The sequence below is a fragment of the Rossellomorea yichunensis genome (assembly GCF_032337515.1).
Classification (GTDB): Bacteria; Bacillota; Bacilli; order Bacillales; family Bacillaceae_B; genus Rossellomorea; species Rossellomorea yichunensis.
This window is the reverse complement of sequence record NZ_JAVYAD010000011.1, coordinates 59,158-77,739: the sequence shown is the minus strand read 5'-3', so window position 1 is coordinate 77,739 and position 18,582 is coordinate 59,158. Positions and strand designations below refer to the sequence as shown.

The following is an 18,582-nucleotide window of genomic DNA, read 5'->3' as shown; positions in this document are numbered from 1 at the left end:
CACGGAAGTTAAGCTCTTCAGCGCCGATGGTAGTTGGGGGATCTCCCCCTGTGAGAGTAGGACGTCGCCAGGCAAATAGAAAAAGAGTAGCTCTTAGGGGCTGCTTTTTTTTGTTGTGTGTGGATAGATATGTGGTTTGCATTTTCTTCTCCACCACTGTGTAAGAGTTAGGAGGTGTTTGGAAAAAGACGCATAAAATGAAAAATAGACGCAAAAACTGTCGAAAATGACGCATAAATTTAAAAAACGACGCAATAACTACCAATTCAGACGCAATTATTTAAGTCGGAACCAAGGAATCAACGAAATAAAGGGCACTGTCTACAAGTTTGAAACTAGAAGTACTACATTTTCATAGAGTCATGCTATATTTTATTCATTCTCAACTAAAACTTGTAAAAAAGAGCAATTCTACCATTCTTTTAACTACCAATTATTACATCCCTCTTCACAACTTGCCAAATCCCCAAATTCGAAAACAAAATAAGTCGTCACAACATCACCCATCCCTTTCCATCACCATCACCATACCCAACCAAGCACATCGCTTTTCTTTTGAATAACCTGCTCTTATACTGTAAACAAGTTCTAAAGGGAGGTTTTCAAATGGCAACAACTAATATGCAAGAACAGTACAATGAATATATTTCTAAATTTAAGCAGAATGCATCTCAGGAAGTACAGGATAAAATGAGAAAAGCGATCAACGAACTAGAGCGCTCTGATGATGGTAAAGGTCTTCGTGCAGGGGAGAAAGCACCGAACTTTACGTTACCGGATGCGACAGGCAAAGGAGTCACACTGGAAGATGTGCTGAAGAATGGCCCGGTCATCCTTACGTTTTATCGTGGCGGATGGTGCCCATATTGCAATATGGAGCTGCGCGCATACCAACAATTAATGGAAGACATTGAATCAGCAGGTGCCAAGCTGATTGCGGTCAGTCCGCAAACGCCTGATGCATCTCTTTCTACAAAAGAGAAGAATGAATTGGATTATTTCGTGTTAAGTGATGAAGGAAATAAAGTGGCAGATGAGTATAGGTTGGTTTACAAGCTGCCACCTTACTTAGTGGATATCTACAAAGAAAAAGGTCTGGATCTGGAGAAAGCGAATGACAGTGATTCATGGACGCTCCCTGTTTCAGCAACATATATTATTAAGCAGGACGGAACGATTGCTTACGAATATACGAAAGCCGATTACAAAGATCGTGTGGAACCTTCTGAAGTGGTAGAGAAGCTGAAATCGTTATAATATAGCAAAGCAAGACGGCGTTATGGCTGCAATGACATGCTGCCATAACGCCGTTTTATGTTTTAATCAGGTCAAAATAGGAAAGACACAAAGTAGGAGATCAGATTTTCTAGAAATTGTCATCGGAAAATCATTCGTAATTTTTCTTGAAGTGGTTCATATTATGGAATTTTTCTAGTAAAATAGGAACTTAATTTGAGCATACTACAAGTAGTAGTGGAGAGAGGAGCATCACGGTGTTAGACAATAGTTTTGTGATGGTAGCCATTATTTTGATCATCAATGTCGTATACGTATCCTTTTTTACGATCAGAATGATTTTGACGTTGAAGGGTTATCGATATATTGCAGCTTTTGTGAGTACATTTGAAGTAGTGATTTATGTTGTGGGTCTTGGGCTGGTACTTGACAACCTGAATGAGATTCAGAATCTGATTGCTTATGCGGTCGGTTATGGTCTCGGGGTGATTGTAGGTATGAAAATCGAGGAGAAGCTTGCGCTTGGCTATATTACGGTCAATGTGATCACGAAAGAATATGATAAGGCCCTTCCGAATGAACTCCGTGCAAGGGGCTACGGGGTTACGAACTGGGAAGCGAATGGACTGGAAGGAAACCGGATGGCCCTGCAGATCCTGACTCCGCGAAAGTATGAGATGAAGCTGTATGATACAATTAAAGAGCTTGACCCAAAGGCATTTATCATTGCGTATGAACCGAAAGCGATTCACGGAGGGTTCTGGGTGAAGACAGTCCGAAATATTCGTAAAGGAAAATTAAAAGAATGAGTAAAAAGAAATTATTATTTGAAGTGCAGGAGAATGAGACGATTACAGATTGTTTAGACCGTATGAAGGATATGGGTTATATGCCGGTAAGACGGATGGAAAAACCTGTGTTTGAAGAACAAAAAGATGGAACGAAAACAGAGTATGTCCCTATTAAACAGACAATTGTCTTCGAGGGAAAGAAGATTGAAGAGTAAACGCTTCAAATCCGAACATTAATTTTCAGACTTTTATTATCGTTCGATTATTCGTTGACAGAGCCTCTATATCACGATATGATGGAGACAAATAAACCGAATACCCTCATATAATAATGGGAATATGGCCCATGAGTTTCTACCTGACTACCGTAAATGGTCGGACTATGAGGGAAAGTAGCTGTCTGGATACGAGCTCGTTTGTGGACCCTATCGGATAAAATGGGACCATCCTCTGTAAAATACCCAGATCAATTGCTTTCTCTCATAAAGTAGAGAGCAATTGATCTGGGTATTTTTTGTTAAGAGGGATTAAACTACGGGAGGTGTCTGTCACATTATGATATCAGTAATCATGGGAAGTACATCGGACTGGGAGACAATGAAGCATGCGTGTGAGGTATTGGAAGAGTTAGAGATTCCGTTTGAGAAACGAGTTGTATCGGCTCACAGGACACCTGATTATATGTTTGAGTTTGCGGAAGGTGCAAGAGCTCGCGGAGTGAATGTCATTATTGCAGGTGCAGGCGGTGCTGCTCATTTGCCGGGAATGGTGGCTGCGAAGACCACATTGCCTGTGATCGGGGTACCGGTTCAGTCTAAGGCGTTGAACGGAATGGATTCACTGCTGTCGATCGTGCAGATGCCGGGCGGCGTTCCTGTTGCGACAGTGGCGATCGGGAAGGCAGGAGCTACCAACGCAGGACTCCTTGCCGCACAGATCCTTTCGATAGAAAATACAGAGTTGGCTGCAACTTTGGAAAATAGAAGAGATGCACTACGGGAAAAAGTGATGGAAAGCAGTGATGACCTTGAATAAGAAGACGATTTTACCTGGACAGATGATCGGGATCATTGGCGGAGGACAGCTTGGACGAATGATGGCCCTTGCTGCGAAACAAAATGGCTTTCGGGTGGCCGTTTTAGATCCGGCACCACAATCACCATGTGCCCAAGTGGCAGATCTTGTGATCACGGCCGGCTTTGACCAGTATGATGCCCTTTATAGATTGGCAGAAGAGTGTGACGTGATCACATATGAATTTGAAAACATTGATTATGAAGCACTTAAATGGTTGTCGGAGCGTTCCTATTTACCTCAAGGAGCAGAGCTGATCCGAATTACACAGGATCGCATCATGGAAAAGGAAGCCCTTACACTTGCAGGGGTGAAAGTAGCTCCTTATGCTGTGATTAAACAACAACAGGATATATATGATAATATAGAAAAGCTTGGCTATCCAGTGGTTCTGAAAACATCCAGAGGTGGTTATGACGGAAAAGGGCAGTATGTGATCCGTGAAGAGAGCGGGATAGAAGAAGCCGCTGCTTTATTGGATAACGGTCCATGTGTGTTAGAGAAATGGATACCTTTTGAAAAAGAGTTGTCCGTCATTGTGACACGAAATCCCGATGGACAGCAAACCAACTTCCCGGTAGTGGAAAATATTCATGTGGATAATATCTTACATGAAACGATTGCGCCGGCAAGGGTGAGTGAAGAAGTAGCAGATAAAGCGATCGAGATGGCGAAGAGAATCAGTGAGACTCTTGATCTAGTCGGAACGCTGGCAATTGAAATGTTCCTGACGGAGGATGGAGACATCTATATCAATGAGCTGGCTCCAAGACCTCATAATTCCGGTCACTACTCAATCGAAGCATGTGACTTCTCACAATTCGCCCAACATATAAAAGCTGTTTGTAACTGGCCGCTTGTTCAACCAACCTTATTAAAGAACGCTGTGATGGTTAACCTATTAGGAGAGAATATCGAGCCTATTATGAAGGCTGTTCCAAAGCATTCAGACTGGTTTATTCATCTTTACGGAAAGGACGTACCAAAGCCGAAACGTAAGATGGGTCATGTCACTCTTTTAACAAACGATGTGGAAGAGACGTTGATGAACATAAACGAAGCTGGAATTTGGAAGGTGCAAGAAAAGATCGGAGGACGACTGGTATGATAGAACGTTATACACGCCCTGAAATGGGAGCAATTTGGACAGAGGAAAATCGTTTTCAAGCATGGCTTGAGGTAGAAATTTTGGCTTGTGAAGCTTGGGCTGAAATCGGGGACATTCCGAAAGAGGATGTTGCGAAGATTCGTGAAAACGCCGGATTCAATGTAGAACGTATTAAGGAAATCGAAGAAGAAACGCGACACGATGTGGTAGCCTTCACAAGAGCGGTTTCTGAAACCCTCGGAGAAGAAAGAAAATGGGTTCATTACGGATTGACTTCTACTGACGTAGTGGATACGGCTCTTTCTTATCAATTAAAGCAGGCTAATGAAATCATTCTTAAAGACTTAGAGCGATTCGTAGAAATATTAAAGAACAAAGCGATTGAGCACAAGCATACGGTCATGATGGGACGTACGCACGGAGTTCACGCTGAGCCGACTACTTTTGGTCTGAAGCTTGCCCTGTGGTATGAAGAGATGAAGCGTAACGTGGAACGATTCAAGGCAGCAGCGGATGGAGTTGAGTTCGGTAAAATTTCCGGTGCCGTTGGGACGTATGCAAATATCGATCCTTTCGTTGAATCATATGTGTGTGAAAAGCTGGGGATCAAGCCAGCTCCGGTTTCTACACAAACACTTCAGCGTGATCGTCACGCTCATTACATGGGGACACTTGCATTGATCGCCACTTCCATCGAAAAGTTTTCTGTTGAGGTTCGAGGTCTTCAGAAGAGTGAAACACGAGAAGTGGAAGAGTTCTTCGCGAAGGGTCAAAAAGGATCATCGGCCATGCCACATAAGCGTAACCCGATCGGTTCTGAGAACATGACAGGAATGGCGCGTGTGATCAGAGGATACATGCTGACAGCATATGAGAACGTGCCTTTATGGCATGAGCGTGATATCTCGCACTCATCAGCAGAGCGTGTGATCCTTCCGGATGCGACGATCGCTTTAAATTATATGCTGAACCGTTTCGGAAATATCATCAAGAACTTGACGGTCTTCCCGGAGAATATGCAGCGTAATATGGATCGTACGCTTGGTTTGATTTACTCTCAACGTGTCCTTTTGGCCCTTATCGATAAAGGGATGACACGTGAAGAGGCGTATGATACGGTTCAGCCGAAAGCGATGGAAGCGTGGGAGAAACAAGTGGCCTTCCGGTCTCTTATTGAAGAGGATGCGACCATCACTTCCAAGCTTTCACCTGCTGACATTGAAGACTGCTTCGATTACAACTATCACTTAAAACATGTGGATACAATCTTTGAACGTTGCGGCTTAGTGGATTAAGTCCTTCTGACAAATGAATAGGGCAGGGGTTTTTAGCAGAATCCCTTCCTTTTTTTATGAAAATATAGACTGAAGATTGGCAATATTCAGGGAGTAGGGGGATTTCATATGGAAAAAGGAACGCTTTTGTATGAAGGTAAAGCGAAGCAGATTTTCGCCACACAAGATGAGGAAGTCGTTTGGATTCAGTATAAGAATTCTGCCACTGCTTTTAACGGGGAGAAAAAAGCGGATATCGACGGCAAAGGGGTATTAAATAATAAGATTTCGAGCTTGCTATTTTCAAAGCTTGCTGAAAAAGGAATACAGAGTCACTTTATTAAACAGTTATCGGATGATGAGCAGCTGGTCAAACGTGTACGGATCATCCCGCTTGAAGTCGTGGTTCGGAATGTGATTGCGGGAAGTCTGTCAAAACGGCTTGGAAAAGAAGAAGGGACGCCACTTCAAAAACCGATCATCGAATTCTACTATAAGGACGATGATCTGGGGGATCCGCTTATCACGGATGATCACATTGATTACCTTGATATTGCTTCAAGGGAAGAACGCGCTGAGATAAGGGAAATGGCACTTAGTGTGAATGAGGTACTCCTAGAGATCTTTAAAGAAGCGGGAGTCACACTTGTCGATTTTAAATTAGAGTTTGGAAAAGACCGTAACGGTGCGATTTTATTAGGGGATGAAATTTCACCCGACACATGCCGATTATGGGACTCAAAAACGAACCAAAAGCTTGATAAAGATGTTTTCAGAAGAGATATAGGGAGTTTAACAGAAGTATACTCAATCATTTTAGAACGCTTAGGAGGAAACAAGCTATGTACAAAGTAAAAGTTTATATCACATTAAGAGAAAGTGTTTTAGATCCTCAGGGAAGTGTTGTGAAACAAGCGTTGCATTCAATGGAATTCAAAGCGGTTGAAGATGTGCGCGTCGGGAAGTATATGGAGCTTACTCTTCCATCCTCTGTTGAAAACGTAGAAGCTGAGGTTGAAGAAATGTGTCACCGACTACTCGCAAACCCTGTCATTGAGGATTATCGATATGAAATCGAGGAGAGTGTGGCTCAATGAAGTTTGCAGTGATTGTATTCCCAGGTTCTAACTGTGACATCGATATGTACCATGCGATTAAAGACGAAATCGGCGAAGAAGTCGAATACGTTTGGCACGATGCTGATAATCTGGAAAACTATGATGCGATTCTATTACCAGGCGGATTCTCTTACGGAGACTACCTTCGTTCAGGAGCGATTGCCCGTTTCTCGAACGTCATGAAAGAGGTGGTGAAAGCGGCAGAGCAAGGTAAGCCGGTTCTGGGTGTGTGCAATGGATTTCAGGTTTTACTGGAAACGGGTCTACTTCCGGGGGCTATGCGCAGAAATGAGAGCTTGAAGTTCATCTGTAAAACGGTACCGTTAACCGTTGAAAATAATGAAACGATGTTTACGAATGGGTATGAAAAGAATGATGTGATTCAAATTCCAATCGCTCACGGTGAAGGAAATTACTTCTGTGACGAAGAGACCATGATCACACTTAAGGAAAACAATCAAATTGTATTCACGTACAGTGATGAAAATCCGAACGGAAGCGTTGAAAACATTGCGGGGATTACAAATAAAGCAGGAAATGTCCTTGGGATGATGCCTCACCCTGAGCGCGCCATGGACACTTTACTAGGTAGTGAAGACGGGAAGAAACTATTTCAATCGATTGTGAAACACTGGAGGGAAAAACATGTCGTTAATGCTTGAACCAACTTCAACAAAAGTGAAAGAAGAGCAGCTTTATCGTGAGATGGGTTTAACAGACGAAGAATTTTCAATGGTGGAGAACATCCTGGGAAGAACACCGAACTACACGGAGACCGGTCTTTTCTCTGTTATGTGGTCAGAGCATTGCAGCTATAAAAATTCGAAACCTGTACTGATGAAGTTTCCTACGACAGGTGAAAGGGTTCTTCAAGGGCCTGGAGAAGGGGCTGGAATTGTTGATATTGGCGATGATCAAGCAGTGGTGTTCAAAATCGAGAGTCACAATCATCCGTCAGCCATTGAGCCTTTCCAAGGAGCGGCAACGGGTGTCGGGGGTATTATACGAGACGTATTCTCGATGGGGGCAAGACCTATCGCACTCCTCAACTCTTTACGCTTTGGAGAGCTGGATTCTCCTCGTGTTCAGTATCTATTTAAAGAAGTCGTAGCAGGTATTGCCGGATATGGAAACTGTATCGGGATCCCAACGGTCGGAGGGGAAGTCCAATTCGATGCCTCTTATGAAGGAAACCCTCTTGTAAACGCTATGTGTGTTGGATTGATCGATCATAAAGATATTAAAAAAGGTCAGGCTCATGGTGTCGGCAATACAGTCATGTATGTTGGAGCGAAAACAGGTCGTGACGGCATTCACGGAGCAACTTTCGCATCCGAGGAATTAAATGAAGGATCAGAAGAAAAGCGCCCGGCGGTTCAAGTGGGAGATCCATTCATGGAAAAATTACTTCTTGAAGCGTGTTTGGAACTTGTTCAGAATGATGCTCTTGTAGGAATTCAGGATATGGGAGCAGCCGGTCTTACAAGTTCATCGGCTGAAATGGCAAGCAAAGCAGGTTCCGGTATCGAAATGAATCTTGATCTTGTCCCGCAGCGTGAAAGAGGCATGACGGCATATGAAATGATGCTTTCAGAATCTCAGGAGCGCATGCTGATCGTCGTTGAAAAAGGACGCGAGCAAGAAATCGTTGATCTTTTTTCGAAATATGACTTAGAGGCAGTTTCGATCGGAAAAGTAACAGACGATAAGCGCCTTCGCCTTCTGCATAAAGGAGAAGTAGTGGCAGATGTGCCGGTTGATGCACTTGCTGAGGAAGCACCAGTTTATCATAAGCCATCTCAAGAAGCGGCTTACTATAAAGAGTTTCAAGCAATGGAAACAGTATCTCCAAGAGTAGACGATTATAAAGAAACCCTTAAGGCGCTCTTGCAGCAGCCGACGATCGCGAGTAAAGAATGGGTATACGATCAATATGATCATCAAGTAAGAACAAGTACGGTTGTTAGCCCGGGTTCTGATGCAGCGGTCGTACGGGTACGCGGCACCAGAAAAGCACTTGCCATGACAACGGATTGTAATTCCCGTTACCTTTACCTGGATCCGGAGGTCGGAGGAAAGATCGCTGTAGCGGAAGCTGCACGTAATATCGTTTGTTCAGGAGCGATTCCACTGGCGATTACGGACTGCTTAAATTTCGGGAATCCAGAGAAACCGGAAATCTTCTGGCAGATTGAAAAATCAGTTGACGGAATGAGTGAGGCGTGCCGTGAGCTATCGACTCCTGTCATCGGTGGAAATGTTTCCTTATACAACGAATCAATGGGTACAGCGGTGTATCCAACTCCGGTAGTTGGAATGGTTGGATTGATTGAAGACGTCGACCATATTACTACACAAAGCTTTAAGGAAGCTGGAGATTATATCTTTGTCATTGGTGAAACCCACGAAGAGTTTGGCGGAAGTGAGCTTCAAAAGCTGACTGAAGGAAAAATCTTCGGTAAGGCTCCAAAGATCGATTTGAAAACAGAGCTTCGCCGTCAAATGCAGCTTTTAGAAGCAATCCAAAAAGGGCTTGTAGCTTCGGCTCATGATATCGCTGAAGGTGGTTTCGCCGTTGCTCTTACAGAATCGGCTTTCGGAACAAAAGGTCTGGGGGCAAACGTTCAGGTTTCTGGAGAAAACACTGTGGCAGATCTGTTCAGTGAAACACAATCCCGTTTCATCGTTTCAGTAAAACCTGAAAATAAAGACGAATTTGAGAAACTTGTTCCAGATGCGAAGGCAGTTGGAAACGTAGCAGCAAGTGGAGCAATCAATGTATCATCAGAAAATGGAGACGTCATTTTACAAGCTTCTGTAGAGGAATTAGAGTCAGCTTGGAAAGGAGCCATCCCATGCCTGCTGAAATCAAAGGTTTAAATGAAGAATGTGGAGTATTTGGTATTTGGGGACACCCCAATGCTGCACAAATTACGTATTACGGACTTCATAGCTTGCAACATAGAGGGCAAGAAGGCACAGGAATTGTCGTTTCAGATGGTGAGAAGTTACGTTGCTTAAAAGGGGAAGGTCTCGTAACGGAAGTGTTCCAGGAAGGTACCATCGAGAAGCTTGAAGGGGATTCAGCCATCGGTCATGTACGATATGCTACAGCCGGGGGCGGAGGGTATGAAAATGTTCAGCCTCTCCTTTTCAACTCACAGAATGGCAGCCTTGCTCTTGCTCATAATGGAAATCTGGTCAATGCGAACGCCTTGAAGCATCAGCTTGAAGGACAGGGGAGTATTTTTCAAACAAGTTCAGATACAGAAGTGTTAGCTCACTTGATTAAAAGAAGCGGTTATTTCAACTTGAAAGACCGCGTGAAAAATGCGCTGACCATGTTGAAGGGCGCCTATGCATTTGTGGTGATGACGGAAACAGAAATGATGGTGGCTCTGGACCCGCACGGTCTTCGTCCATTATCACTTGGTAAGCTTGGGGATGCTTACTGCGTAGCTTCTGAAACTTGTGCCTTTGATATCGTAGGGGCTGAATTTGTACGGGATATCGAGCCGGGAGAGCTTGTGATCATCAATGATGAGGGACTGACCTCAGAACGGTTTAGTTTTTCAGGTGGGAATGCGATGTGTACGATGGAATACGTATACTTCTCAAGACCAGACAGCAATATTCAAGGGATCAACGTCCATTCCGCCAGAAAAAGAATGGGAATGGAACTTGCGAAAGAAGCACCGATTGAGGCGGACGTTGTAACAGGTGTACCTGACTCCAGTATTTCAAGTGCGATCGGCTATGCAGAAGCGTCAGGTATTCCATACGAATTAGGTCTTATTAAGAACCGTTATGTAGGGCGTACATTTATACAGCCATCTCAATCCCTTCGTGAGCAAGGTGTGAAGATGAAGCTTTCACCGGTCAGAGGAGTAGTAGAAGGGAAACGCGTGGTAATGGTAGATGATTCGATCGTTCGTGGAACCACAAGTAGACGAATCGTCAGCATGCTCAAAGAAGCCGGAGCCAAGGAAGTTCATGTGTGCATCAGTTCGCCGCCTATCAAGAACCCATGTTTCTACGGCATTGATACATCGACTCATGAAGAGCTGATCGCTTCTTCCAATTCAGTGGAGGAAATGCGTCAGATCATTGGAGCCGACTCCCTGACATTCTTGAGTACAGACGGTGTGTTAAAAGCAATCGACCGAAATGATTCGTCAGAAAATCGTGGTCAATGCCTGGCTTGCTTTACAGGAAAGTATCCAACGGAAATCTACCCGGATACACTTCATCCACATGAAAAAGAGTTAGTGAAATAGGGGGAATCATGATGGCAAATGCGTATCGTCAAGCAGGAGTAGATATTGAAGCGGGATACGAGTCAGTCGACCGCATTAAAAAGCATGTGAAAAGAACCGCTCGAGAAGGGGTCCTTGGTCAATTAGGCAGTTTTGGCGGAATGTTTGATTTATCTTCTCTGAATTTAAAAGAGCCTGTTCTTGTATCAGGTACGGATGGAGTCGGAACGAAGCTGAAGCTTGCTTTCATGGCAGACAAACACGATACGATCGGGATCGATTGTGTGGCCATGTGTGTGAATGACATTGTCGTTCAGGGAGCGGAACCACTGTATTTCTTAGATTATATAGCGACTGGAAAAGCACTTCCAGAGAAGATAGAAGGTATTGTAAAGGGTATTGCGGACGGATGTGAAATGGCTGGCTGTGCGCTGATCGGTGGCGAAACTGCCGAGATGCCTGGTATGTATTCTGATGAAGAATATGATATCGCCGGCTTTGCAGTAGGGGCTTGTGAAAAAAAAGAGATTATCACTGGCGAAAAAATTTCTGAAGGAAATGTGTTAGTCGGACTGGGTTCCAGTGGTATACACAGTAATGGGTACTCTTTAGTACGAAAAGTATTCTTCGAAGATCAGTCGTTCTCTTTGGAAGAATCATTACCGGAAGTCGGGACCACACTAAAAGAAGCGTTACTTACACCAACCAAGATTTACGTGAAACCAGTGTTAGCTGCACTAAAGCAATTCTCCATCAAGGGGATGTCCCATATTACAGGCGGAGGATTCATTGAAAATATCCCGCGGATGCTGCCGGATCATTTGCAAGCGGACATTACAGAAGGAAGCTGGGATATCCCAAGCATTTTCACGGCCCTTGAGCACTATGGGGAAATTCCACGCAGCGAAATGTACAACATTTTTAACATGGGGATTGGATTTGTATTAGCGGTTGAGGAAAATGAAGCAGAAGACATTCTTCAATTCTTCAACGCACAGGGAGAAGAAGCCTTTATCATCGGACGGGTGACCACTGGAAATGGAGTGCGTTTCGTTCGTTGAAATGAAGGATGAGTAAGTCAATATCGGGGGCGAGTCATGAGACAGATTGCCATTTTTGCATCAGGAAGCGGAAGTAATTTTCAAGCATTGGTAGATGCTGTACAAGGCGGAACACTGAAAGCGAATATTAAACTTCTTGTCTGTGACCAGCCGGGAGCGTTCGTGGTTCACAGAGCCCAATCAGCAGGGATTCCTACTTTCGTCTTCCGTGCAAAAGATTACGAAAACAAACAGGCATTTGAACAGGAAATCCTAAATGAAATGGCTCATTTGGGTGTTGATTTTATTGTATTAGCAGGTTATATGAGATTGATTGGTCCAACATTACTGGAAAGCTTCGGAGGACGGATCGTGAATATCCACCCCTCCCTTCTCCCTTCCTTTCCAGGAAAAGATGCCATCGGTCAAGCAATCGATGGTGGAGTGAAGATCACTGGCGTCACCATCCACTATGTAGATGCTGGAATGGATACAGGGGAAATCATCGCGCAGGAAATCGTCCGGGTCACAACAGGCGAAACCAAACAATCACTCCAGGACAAAATCCAGCACGTCGAACACCACCTGTACCCAACCACCCTCAACCACCTCTTCCTTACCACAGGCTACTAAAGCCGGGAAAAGGTGGTTGCTTTATCATGGTAGTGTGGTAAAGTGGTGAGGGACGGACCTTGGGTTTGGTTTCATTTAAAGTAATGGGGAGAGCAGTGGGGCGTGGCATACGGTAAAGGCTGAGTTCGGTATTCACAATTTGGCACAACAAACGCGGAAAGTGGCACAAGTTTTTCCAAAAGTGGCACAACACTCACCTAAACGGGTGCAATTAGTAAACAAAATAGCCCAGATACACCGTTTCATACACCACACTCTGCTTTTCCACCCAGAAATTTTATGAGAAACCTCGTACCCATTTCAAATTCAATCAAATAATGAAATAAAATCAGCATTACAGCAGGCAGAGGAGGAGCAGACATTGAAAAAGAGAGCATTAATCAGTGTTTCAGATAAAAGCGGAGTAATCGAATTTGCTAAGGAATTAAAGTTACTTGGGTACGAAATCATTTCGACAGGTGGAACAAAGAAGCTTCTTCAAGAAAGTGACGTTGAAGTGATGGGAGTAGAAGAAGTAACTGGTTTCCCCGAAATATTAGAAGGACGCGTTAAAACACTTCACCCCAATATCCACGGTGGACTCCTCGCAAAACGCGGTGAAGAAAGCCATCGCCAGCAGCTTCAGGAACAAGGAATCGAAGGAATCGACCTGGTATGTGTCAACCTTTATCCGTTTCAACAAACCATCGCTAAACCGAATGTCGGTGTAGAAGAAGCGATTGAGAATATTGACATCGGCGGTCCGACGATGCTGAGGGCGGCAGCAAAAAATCATCAGTATGTCACTGTGGTAGTCGATGCGCTTGACTACGATGAAGTCATCAATGAGTTAAAGCTTCAAGGGGAACTATCCCTAGAAAAACGCCGTAAGCTGGCGGCTAAGGTGTTCCGTCATACGGCTGCTTACGATGCGTTCATTGCTGAATATATGACAGACATTTCAGGGGAAGAAAATCCTGAGCGATTTACAAGAACGTACGAGTTAAAACAAACACTGCGCTATGGGGAAAATCCTCATCAGCAGGCTTCTTTCTACCGTGCACCACTTGGCTCTGAATTCTCTGTAGCCATGGCAAGACAGCTCCACGGAAAAGAGCTCTCTTATAATAATATCAATGACGCGAATGCGGCTCTTCAAATTGTGAAAGAATTTACGGAACCAGCGGCAGTTGCGGTAAAGCATATGAATCCATGTGGTGTTGGAGTTGGTACGACGATTCATGAAGCGTTCTCTAAAGCATATGAAGCCGATTCTACATCTATTTTTGGTGGAATAGTGGCTCTAAACCGCATCGTGGATGAAGAAACAGCCAAGCAGCTTCATGAAATCTTCTTGGAGATTGTCATTGCTCCTGCTTTTAGCGATGAAGCATTTGAGATTCTTTCAAGCAAGAAGAATATCCGTTTATTGACGATTCCTTTTGAATCCACAAACAAAATTGAACGTAAATTAACAACCGTTGAAGGTGGGTTGCTTGTTCAGGCAGATGACACATTTACCCTCGATGATGCAGATCTGAGAGTGGTAACCAGACGTGAGCCGACAGATGAAGAGTGGGCAAGCATGAAACTGGGATGGAAAGTTGTGAAGCACGTGAAATCCAACGCAATCGTTGTAACGGATGCGCAGATGACGGTTGGAGTAGGGGCAGGACAAATGAACCGGGTAGGTGCCGCAAACATCGCAATCGAGCAGGCAGGTGAAAAAGCAAAAGGGGCCGCCATGGCATCTGACGCATTCTTCCCAATGGACGACACCGTAGAAGCAGCAGCCAAAGCGGGCATTACAGCCATCATCCAGCCAGGAGGCTCCATCCGGGACGAAGACTCCATCAAAAAAGCCGAACAACACGGCATCACCATGGTCTTCACCGGAATCCGCCACTTCAAACATTAATTTGAGGGACGGACCTCCAATCATTGAAAGAAGTTTTTGTGAAATTACTCATAAACCATGTGGGGAAACGGTTTGTTGGGAACTGGGTGATTAGTCAGAGTGAGGATTGAGGGACGGACCTCAGCCAAGCTCTTACCCGTTACCATATCCTCTAACCTCACCTAACCATAGATCCATTCCACATACAACCTCTCCTCATCTTCAACTCAGGTAGGAGAGGTTTTCTTAAAAAGGGGGCTTTTCAAGATGAAAGTACTTGTTATCGGTCGCGGTGGTCGCGAGCATGCCATATGTAAGAAGTTAGCGGGAAGTGAAAGTGTGACAGAAGTGTTCTGTGCACCCGGAAATGCAGGTATTGCAAGCGTTGCGACGAATCTTCCATACAGTGAATCCGATGTGAATGATCTTATTGCTTTTGCCAAAAAAGAGCATATCGCTTATACCTTTGTAGGTCCTGAAAACCCATTATTGGATGGTATCGTAAATCGTTTCCAAGAAGAAGGCCTGCACATATTTGGACCGACCAAAGAAGCGGCCATCATAGAAGGAAGCAAATCGTTTTCTAAGGAATTAATGAAAAAGTACAACATTCCAACGGCTAAATATGAAGTGTTCACAAGCGTTGAGAAAGCAATCGAATATGTAAAAGAGGCAGGCGCTCCTATTGTTGTAAAGGCGGATGGGTTGGCAGCTGGAAAGGGCGTTGTGGTTGCTGAAACGGAAGAAGAAGCGATCAGCGCACTGGAAGAAATGCTTCTTGATGAAAAGTTTGGTGATGCTTCTTCTAAAGTGGTAGTTGAAGAGTGTCTGTTTGGGGAAGAGTTTTCTTTGATGGCCTTTGTACATGGTGAATCCGTTTATCCAATGGTGATAGCACAGGACCATAAGCGTGCCTTTGACGGAGATCAGGGACCGAATACAGGCGGAATGGGTGCGTATTCACCGGTACCTCATATTTCGGACGATGTCGTACAAGAAGCGATTTCAACTGTTCTGCATCCCACGGCTAAAGCGATGGTTAAGGAGAATCGTTCGTTTACCGGCATTCTTTATGCAGGGCTGATGCTCACAAGTGAAGGTCCAAAGGTCATCGAATTCAATGCCCGATTTGGCGATCCTGAAACCCAGGTTGTACTGCCGCGTTTGACTTCTGACTTTGGTCTTGTTGTGAAGAACATGATCGAAGGGAACCCTGTGCAATTAGAATGGTCACAAGAGGCTGTTCTGGGTGTTGTATTAGCGGCTGATGGCTATCCGGGTGAATACGCAAAAGGAATCGCCCTTCCGAACCTTGAAGAGTCATTGGATGAAGAAACCCTCGTATACCATGCCGGAACCGAGCAGAATACAGAGGCTGCCCTTGTTTCAACTGGTGGGAGAGTGTTACTTGTAGCTTCTTCTGCACCATCTGTGGAAAAAGCCCAGGCTAAAGTGTATAAAGAATTAGATAAGGTGGATTGGAATGGGTTGTTCTACAGAAGAGATATAGGGAAGAAAGCTATCGAACACGTCTCTTCCTAGTTCTGCGAACATAAACAAAAGCAATGGCAATAATGCCGCCAATCAGGGAAAACAACACATACGACATGTCCGTTAAATATTCCCAAAACATAAATGAGCAACTCCTTTATTCATAAATGTATTAATCATGAGTGCCAGGTCTCACCCCTTTTCGAGGGACGGACCTCGGCACTCTTGCTATAAACGGAATTTAAATCTGGTGAAAATGTCTTTAAATAAGGGAACGGAAGGGAATAACTGCTCCATTACAATCCTAATATCCCTAAGAAAGAAGGTCCGTCCCTTTGTCACCCATGTTGTCACCATTCAATGCTGACTGGACTTCTTTGTTGGTGAGTTCTTCGGGATTGAAGTTAGTTTCTTTTTTGGTATTGTCCAGGGGGGCTTGTTTGTGTTCGTTTGTTGGGTGGTGATCTTTGTGATCTGTTGATTTGTCGGATTTCAGCATGTCTTTAAAGTTCATCATATCCTTCGCTTTGAATCCGGCAAATCCTCCGCTTCCACCATTTCCCTCTGCACCTTTTTCAAATAGGGCTGTAACAGGGCAGTAGCGAAGAATTCCTTCTCCTACTTTCATGGCACCGATCACTGCCATCACGAGATAAGAGTCCCTCCAAGGACGTCTTGCAAGCTTTGATGTGCTCCAGGCAAGAATCGTGAAACCAACTGTGATGCGGATAAGGGCATTGATAATCCCGATGTTTGATGATACTTTCATTTGTAAACTCCTCCTTAATAGAAAATTCACATAATTGTTGTAAACCGTTAATGCGTTAAATAGTAAAATATGTTAACATAAAATGAAACTTAAACTAATACCATTCCACTAGAGGAGTGTTCACATTGGAACAGCGCTACAGATGGAAGAACAAACAACTAAGAGAACATGTACAAGTACTGAACGGAGAAATTTCTCCGGGCATCCTTTTAAAGAATGCAACGTACCTTCACTCGACTCTAAAGAAATGGGTGCAGGGACACATTTGGGTTTACCGTGATCGAATTGTTTATACAGGCGATCAGCTCCCGGAAAACCTTGAGAATTGCGAAATAGTGGACTGTGACTCACAGTACCTCGTTCCCGGATATATCGAACCGCATGTACATCCGTTTCAGCTTTATAATCCCCAATCCTTTTCCAAGTATGCATCCCAAACCGGTACAACGACATTCGTAAATGATAACCTGATGATGTTTTTGCAATTGGAAAAAAAGAAAGCGTTTTCTTTATTGGGAGATTTTAATAAAATGCCCGTCACTATGTATTGGTGGACAAGATTCGATTCTCAAACGGAGATGGAGAATGAAGAGGTAACCTTTTCCAATGGTGAAGTAAAATCATGGCTGGAACATGACTCCGTGCTTCAAGGAGGAGAGTTGACCGCCTGGCCGAGACTGCTTCAAGGAGATGATCTGATTCTCCACTGGATGCAGGAAGCGAAGAGAATGGGCAAGGTCGTTGAAGGACATCTGCCAGGAGCATCTGACAAAACCATTGCCAAGCTTGGCTTACTGGGGATCGATGGTGATCATGAAGCCATGACCGGAGGAGACGTCTATAAGCGGCTTATTCAAGGGCTGACCGTCACATTGCGTCATTCCTCCATCCGGCCGGATTTGCCGGTTCTATTAGACGGGTTAAAAGAAAAGGGCATCGATTCGTATGATTCATTACTGTTTACAACGGACGGATCGACACCAGGCTTTTATGAACAAGGTGTATTGGATTTCATGATAAAAATGGCGATCGATAAGGGCATACCCCCAATCGAAGCATATAATATGGCTAGCTACAACGTCGCCAATTACTATCACATCACTCATTTGCATGGGATGATCGCTACAGGCAGAGTGGCTAATATTAACTTCCTTTCGGCAATAGATGACCCAACTCCTAAGTCCGTCCTCTCAAAAGGGGAGTGGGTACAGAGAGATGGGGAGCAAATAGAAGATTCCACTGAAATAAATTGGGAAACAAACGGATTTAAACCATTATCCCTGAATTGGGAAGTGGGCCACGATGATCTTCAGTTTTCCATGCCCTTTGGAATTGAAATGGTGAACGATGTCATTACCAAGCCTTATTCCATATCCATCAATCCATCTACGGAGGAGCTGGATCTTAATCACGATCAATCGTTCCTCATGCTGCTGGATCGAAAGGGAGAATGGAGAATCAGCACAATGATCAAAGGATTCTCAACGGGTGTCATGGGCTTTGCTTCCTCCTATTCAAATACAGGGGACATCATTCTAATTGGTAAGAACAAGTCTGATATGATAGCTGCCTTTAAACGGATGAAGGAAATCGGAGGCGGAATTGTTTTGACAGAGAAGGGTGAAGTCATTCACGAAATACCACTTCCATTAAGCGGCCTGCTCTCTCATAAAGAGATGCCGGAGCTTATTGAAGAAGAAAAAACACTTAAAGGTTTGTTAAAAGAAAGAGGATATCGATTCTCGGATCCCATTTATACCTTACTGTTCCTTCAGTCGACTCATCTGCCTTATATACGGATGACACAAAAGGGAATCTATGATGTAATGAAGAAAACGGTACTCTTTCCAACGATAATGCGTTAAAATAGTAAAGTATAAGGAAAAAGATTTCTATATAAATAGGGGTGTCTAAAA

At 44.1% G+C, this 18,582-nt stretch carries 18 protein-coding genes, 1 rRNA gene and 1 riboswitch; of the genes, 17 read left to right on the top strand and 2 right to left on the bottom strand.

From position 1 onward, the window contains the following. From rrf to purD, 16 genes are all read left to right on the top strand, one after another. A 5S ribosomal RNA gene (gene rrf / locus RSX31_RS23390) occupies window positions 1–73 on the top strand; the annotation flags it as partial. Window positions 74–606: 533 nt separating this feature from the next. Next, window positions 607–1,257, top strand: coding sequence for a peroxiredoxin-like family protein (locus tag RSX31_RS21995; RefSeq protein WP_315636031.1), 651 nt, complete (start codon window positions 607–609; stop codon window positions 1,255–1,257). A gap of 236 nt (window positions 1,258–1,493) precedes the next feature. Next, complete coding sequence (locus RSX31_RS21990; RefSeq protein ID WP_060671612.1) at window positions 1,494–2,045, top strand: DUF2179 domain-containing protein; 552 nt, start codon at window positions 1,494–1,496, stop codon at window positions 2,043–2,045. After that, complete coding sequence (locus RSX31_RS21985; protein ID WP_315636030.1) at window positions 2,042–2,242, top strand: NETI motif-containing protein; 201 nt, start codon at window positions 2,042–2,044, stop codon at window positions 2,240–2,242. The genes RSX31_RS21990 and RSX31_RS21985 overlap by 4 nt, the downstream gene beginning before the upstream one ends. An 86-nt stretch (window positions 2,243–2,328) precedes the next feature. Next, window positions 2,329–2,430: riboswitch (purine riboswitch) on the top strand. 152 nt (window positions 2,431–2,582) lie between these two features. Further along, window positions 2,583–3,062 (top strand): 5-(carboxyamino)imidazole ribonucleotide mutase, encoded by a 480-nt coding sequence (purE, locus tag RSX31_RS21980; protein ID WP_148967189.1) that lies wholly within the window; start codon window positions 2,583–2,585, stop codon window positions 3,060–3,062. After that, complete coding sequence (purK, locus tag RSX31_RS21975) at window positions 3,049–4,209, top strand: 5-(carboxyamino)imidazole ribonucleotide synthase (protein WP_315636029.1); 1,161 nt, start codon at window positions 3,049–3,051, stop codon at window positions 4,207–4,209. Before purE ends, purK begins: the two co-directional genes overlap by 14 nt. After that, window positions 4,206–5,504, top strand: a complete 1,299-nt coding sequence (gene purB / locus RSX31_RS21970) for an adenylosuccinate lyase (RefSeq protein WP_148995116.1) — start codon at window positions 4,206–4,208, stop codon at window positions 5,502–5,504. Before purK ends, purB begins: the two co-directional genes overlap by 4 nt. A gap of 108 nt (window positions 5,505–5,612) precedes the next feature. Beyond that, entirely contained in the window at window positions 5,613–6,338 is a 726-nt protein-coding gene (gene purC / locus RSX31_RS21965) for a phosphoribosylaminoimidazolesuccinocarboxamide synthase (RefSeq protein WP_315636028.1), read from the top strand. Next, the gene (gene purS / locus RSX31_RS21960; RefSeq protein ID WP_315636027.1) at window positions 6,326–6,580 is read left to right on the top strand and encodes a phosphoribosylformylglycinamidine synthase subunit PurS; all 255 of its coding nucleotides are present in this window, start codon (window positions 6,326–6,328) and stop codon (window positions 6,578–6,580) included. The genes purC and purS overlap by 13 nt, the downstream gene beginning before the upstream one ends. After that, entirely contained in the window at window positions 6,577–7,263 is a 687-nt protein-coding gene (gene purQ / locus RSX31_RS21955) for a phosphoribosylformylglycinamidine synthase subunit PurQ (RefSeq protein WP_148967194.1), read from the top strand. Before purS ends, purQ begins: the two co-directional genes overlap by 4 nt. After that, complete coding sequence (purL, locus tag RSX31_RS21950; protein WP_148967195.1) at window positions 7,247–9,481, top strand: phosphoribosylformylglycinamidine synthase subunit PurL; 2,235 nt, start codon at window positions 7,247–7,249, stop codon at window positions 9,479–9,481. Before purQ ends, purL begins: the two co-directional genes overlap by 17 nt. Beyond that, window positions 9,457–10,878, top strand: a complete 1,422-nt coding sequence (gene purF / locus RSX31_RS21945; RefSeq protein WP_148967196.1) for an amidophosphoribosyltransferase — start codon at window positions 9,457–9,459, stop codon at window positions 10,876–10,878. Before purL ends, purF begins: the two co-directional genes overlap by 25 nt. Before the next feature lie 11 nt (window positions 10,879–10,889). Next, on the top strand, window positions 10,890–11,918 hold the full coding sequence (purM, locus tag RSX31_RS21940) for a phosphoribosylformylglycinamidine cyclo-ligase (RefSeq protein WP_315636026.1): 1,029 nt from the start codon (window positions 10,890–10,892) through the stop codon (window positions 11,916–11,918). A gap of 36 nt (window positions 11,919–11,954) precedes the next feature. Then, window positions 11,955–12,530, top strand: a complete 576-nt coding sequence (purN, locus tag RSX31_RS21935; RefSeq protein ID WP_148995112.1) for a phosphoribosylglycinamide formyltransferase — start codon at window positions 11,955–11,957, stop codon at window positions 12,528–12,530. A 361-nt stretch (window positions 12,531–12,891) separates the two neighbouring features. Next, window positions 12,892–14,427, top strand: a complete 1,536-nt coding sequence (gene purH / locus RSX31_RS21930; protein WP_148995111.1) for a bifunctional phosphoribosylaminoimidazolecarboxamide formyltransferase/IMP cyclohydrolase — start codon at window positions 12,892–12,894, stop codon at window positions 14,425–14,427. A 246-nt stretch (window positions 14,428–14,673) separates the two neighbouring features. Continuing rightward, window positions 14,674–15,948 (top strand): phosphoribosylamine--glycine ligase, encoded by a 1,275-nt coding sequence (purD, locus tag RSX31_RS21925; protein WP_315636025.1) that lies wholly within the window; start codon window positions 14,674–14,676, stop codon window positions 15,946–15,948. Here the strand turns inward: purD and RSX31_RS23370 are convergent. Continuing rightward, the gene (locus RSX31_RS23370) at window positions 15,926–16,015 is read right to left on the bottom strand and encodes an EYxxD motif small membrane protein (RefSeq protein ID WP_348774862.1); all 90 of its coding nucleotides are present in this window, start codon (window positions 16,013–16,015) and stop codon (window positions 15,926–15,928) included. The genes purD and RSX31_RS23370 overlap by 23 nt on opposite strands. Before the next feature lie 195 nt (window positions 16,016–16,210). After that, window positions 16,211–16,666 carry a YgaP family membrane protein gene (locus RSX31_RS21920; RefSeq protein WP_315636024.1) on the bottom strand — a complete coding sequence of 152 codons (456 nt, stop codon included), beginning with the start codon at window positions 16,664–16,666 and terminating at the stop codon, window positions 16,211–16,213. 125 nt (window positions 16,667–16,791) lie between these two features. Between RSX31_RS21920 and RSX31_RS21915 the strand changes: the two genes are divergently transcribed. Then, window positions 16,792–18,531, top strand: coding sequence for an adenine deaminase C-terminal domain-containing protein (locus RSX31_RS21915; protein ID WP_315636023.1), 1,740 nt, complete (start codon window positions 16,792–16,794; stop codon window positions 18,529–18,531). The last annotated feature ends 51 nt before the right edge of the window (window positions 18,532–18,582 follow it).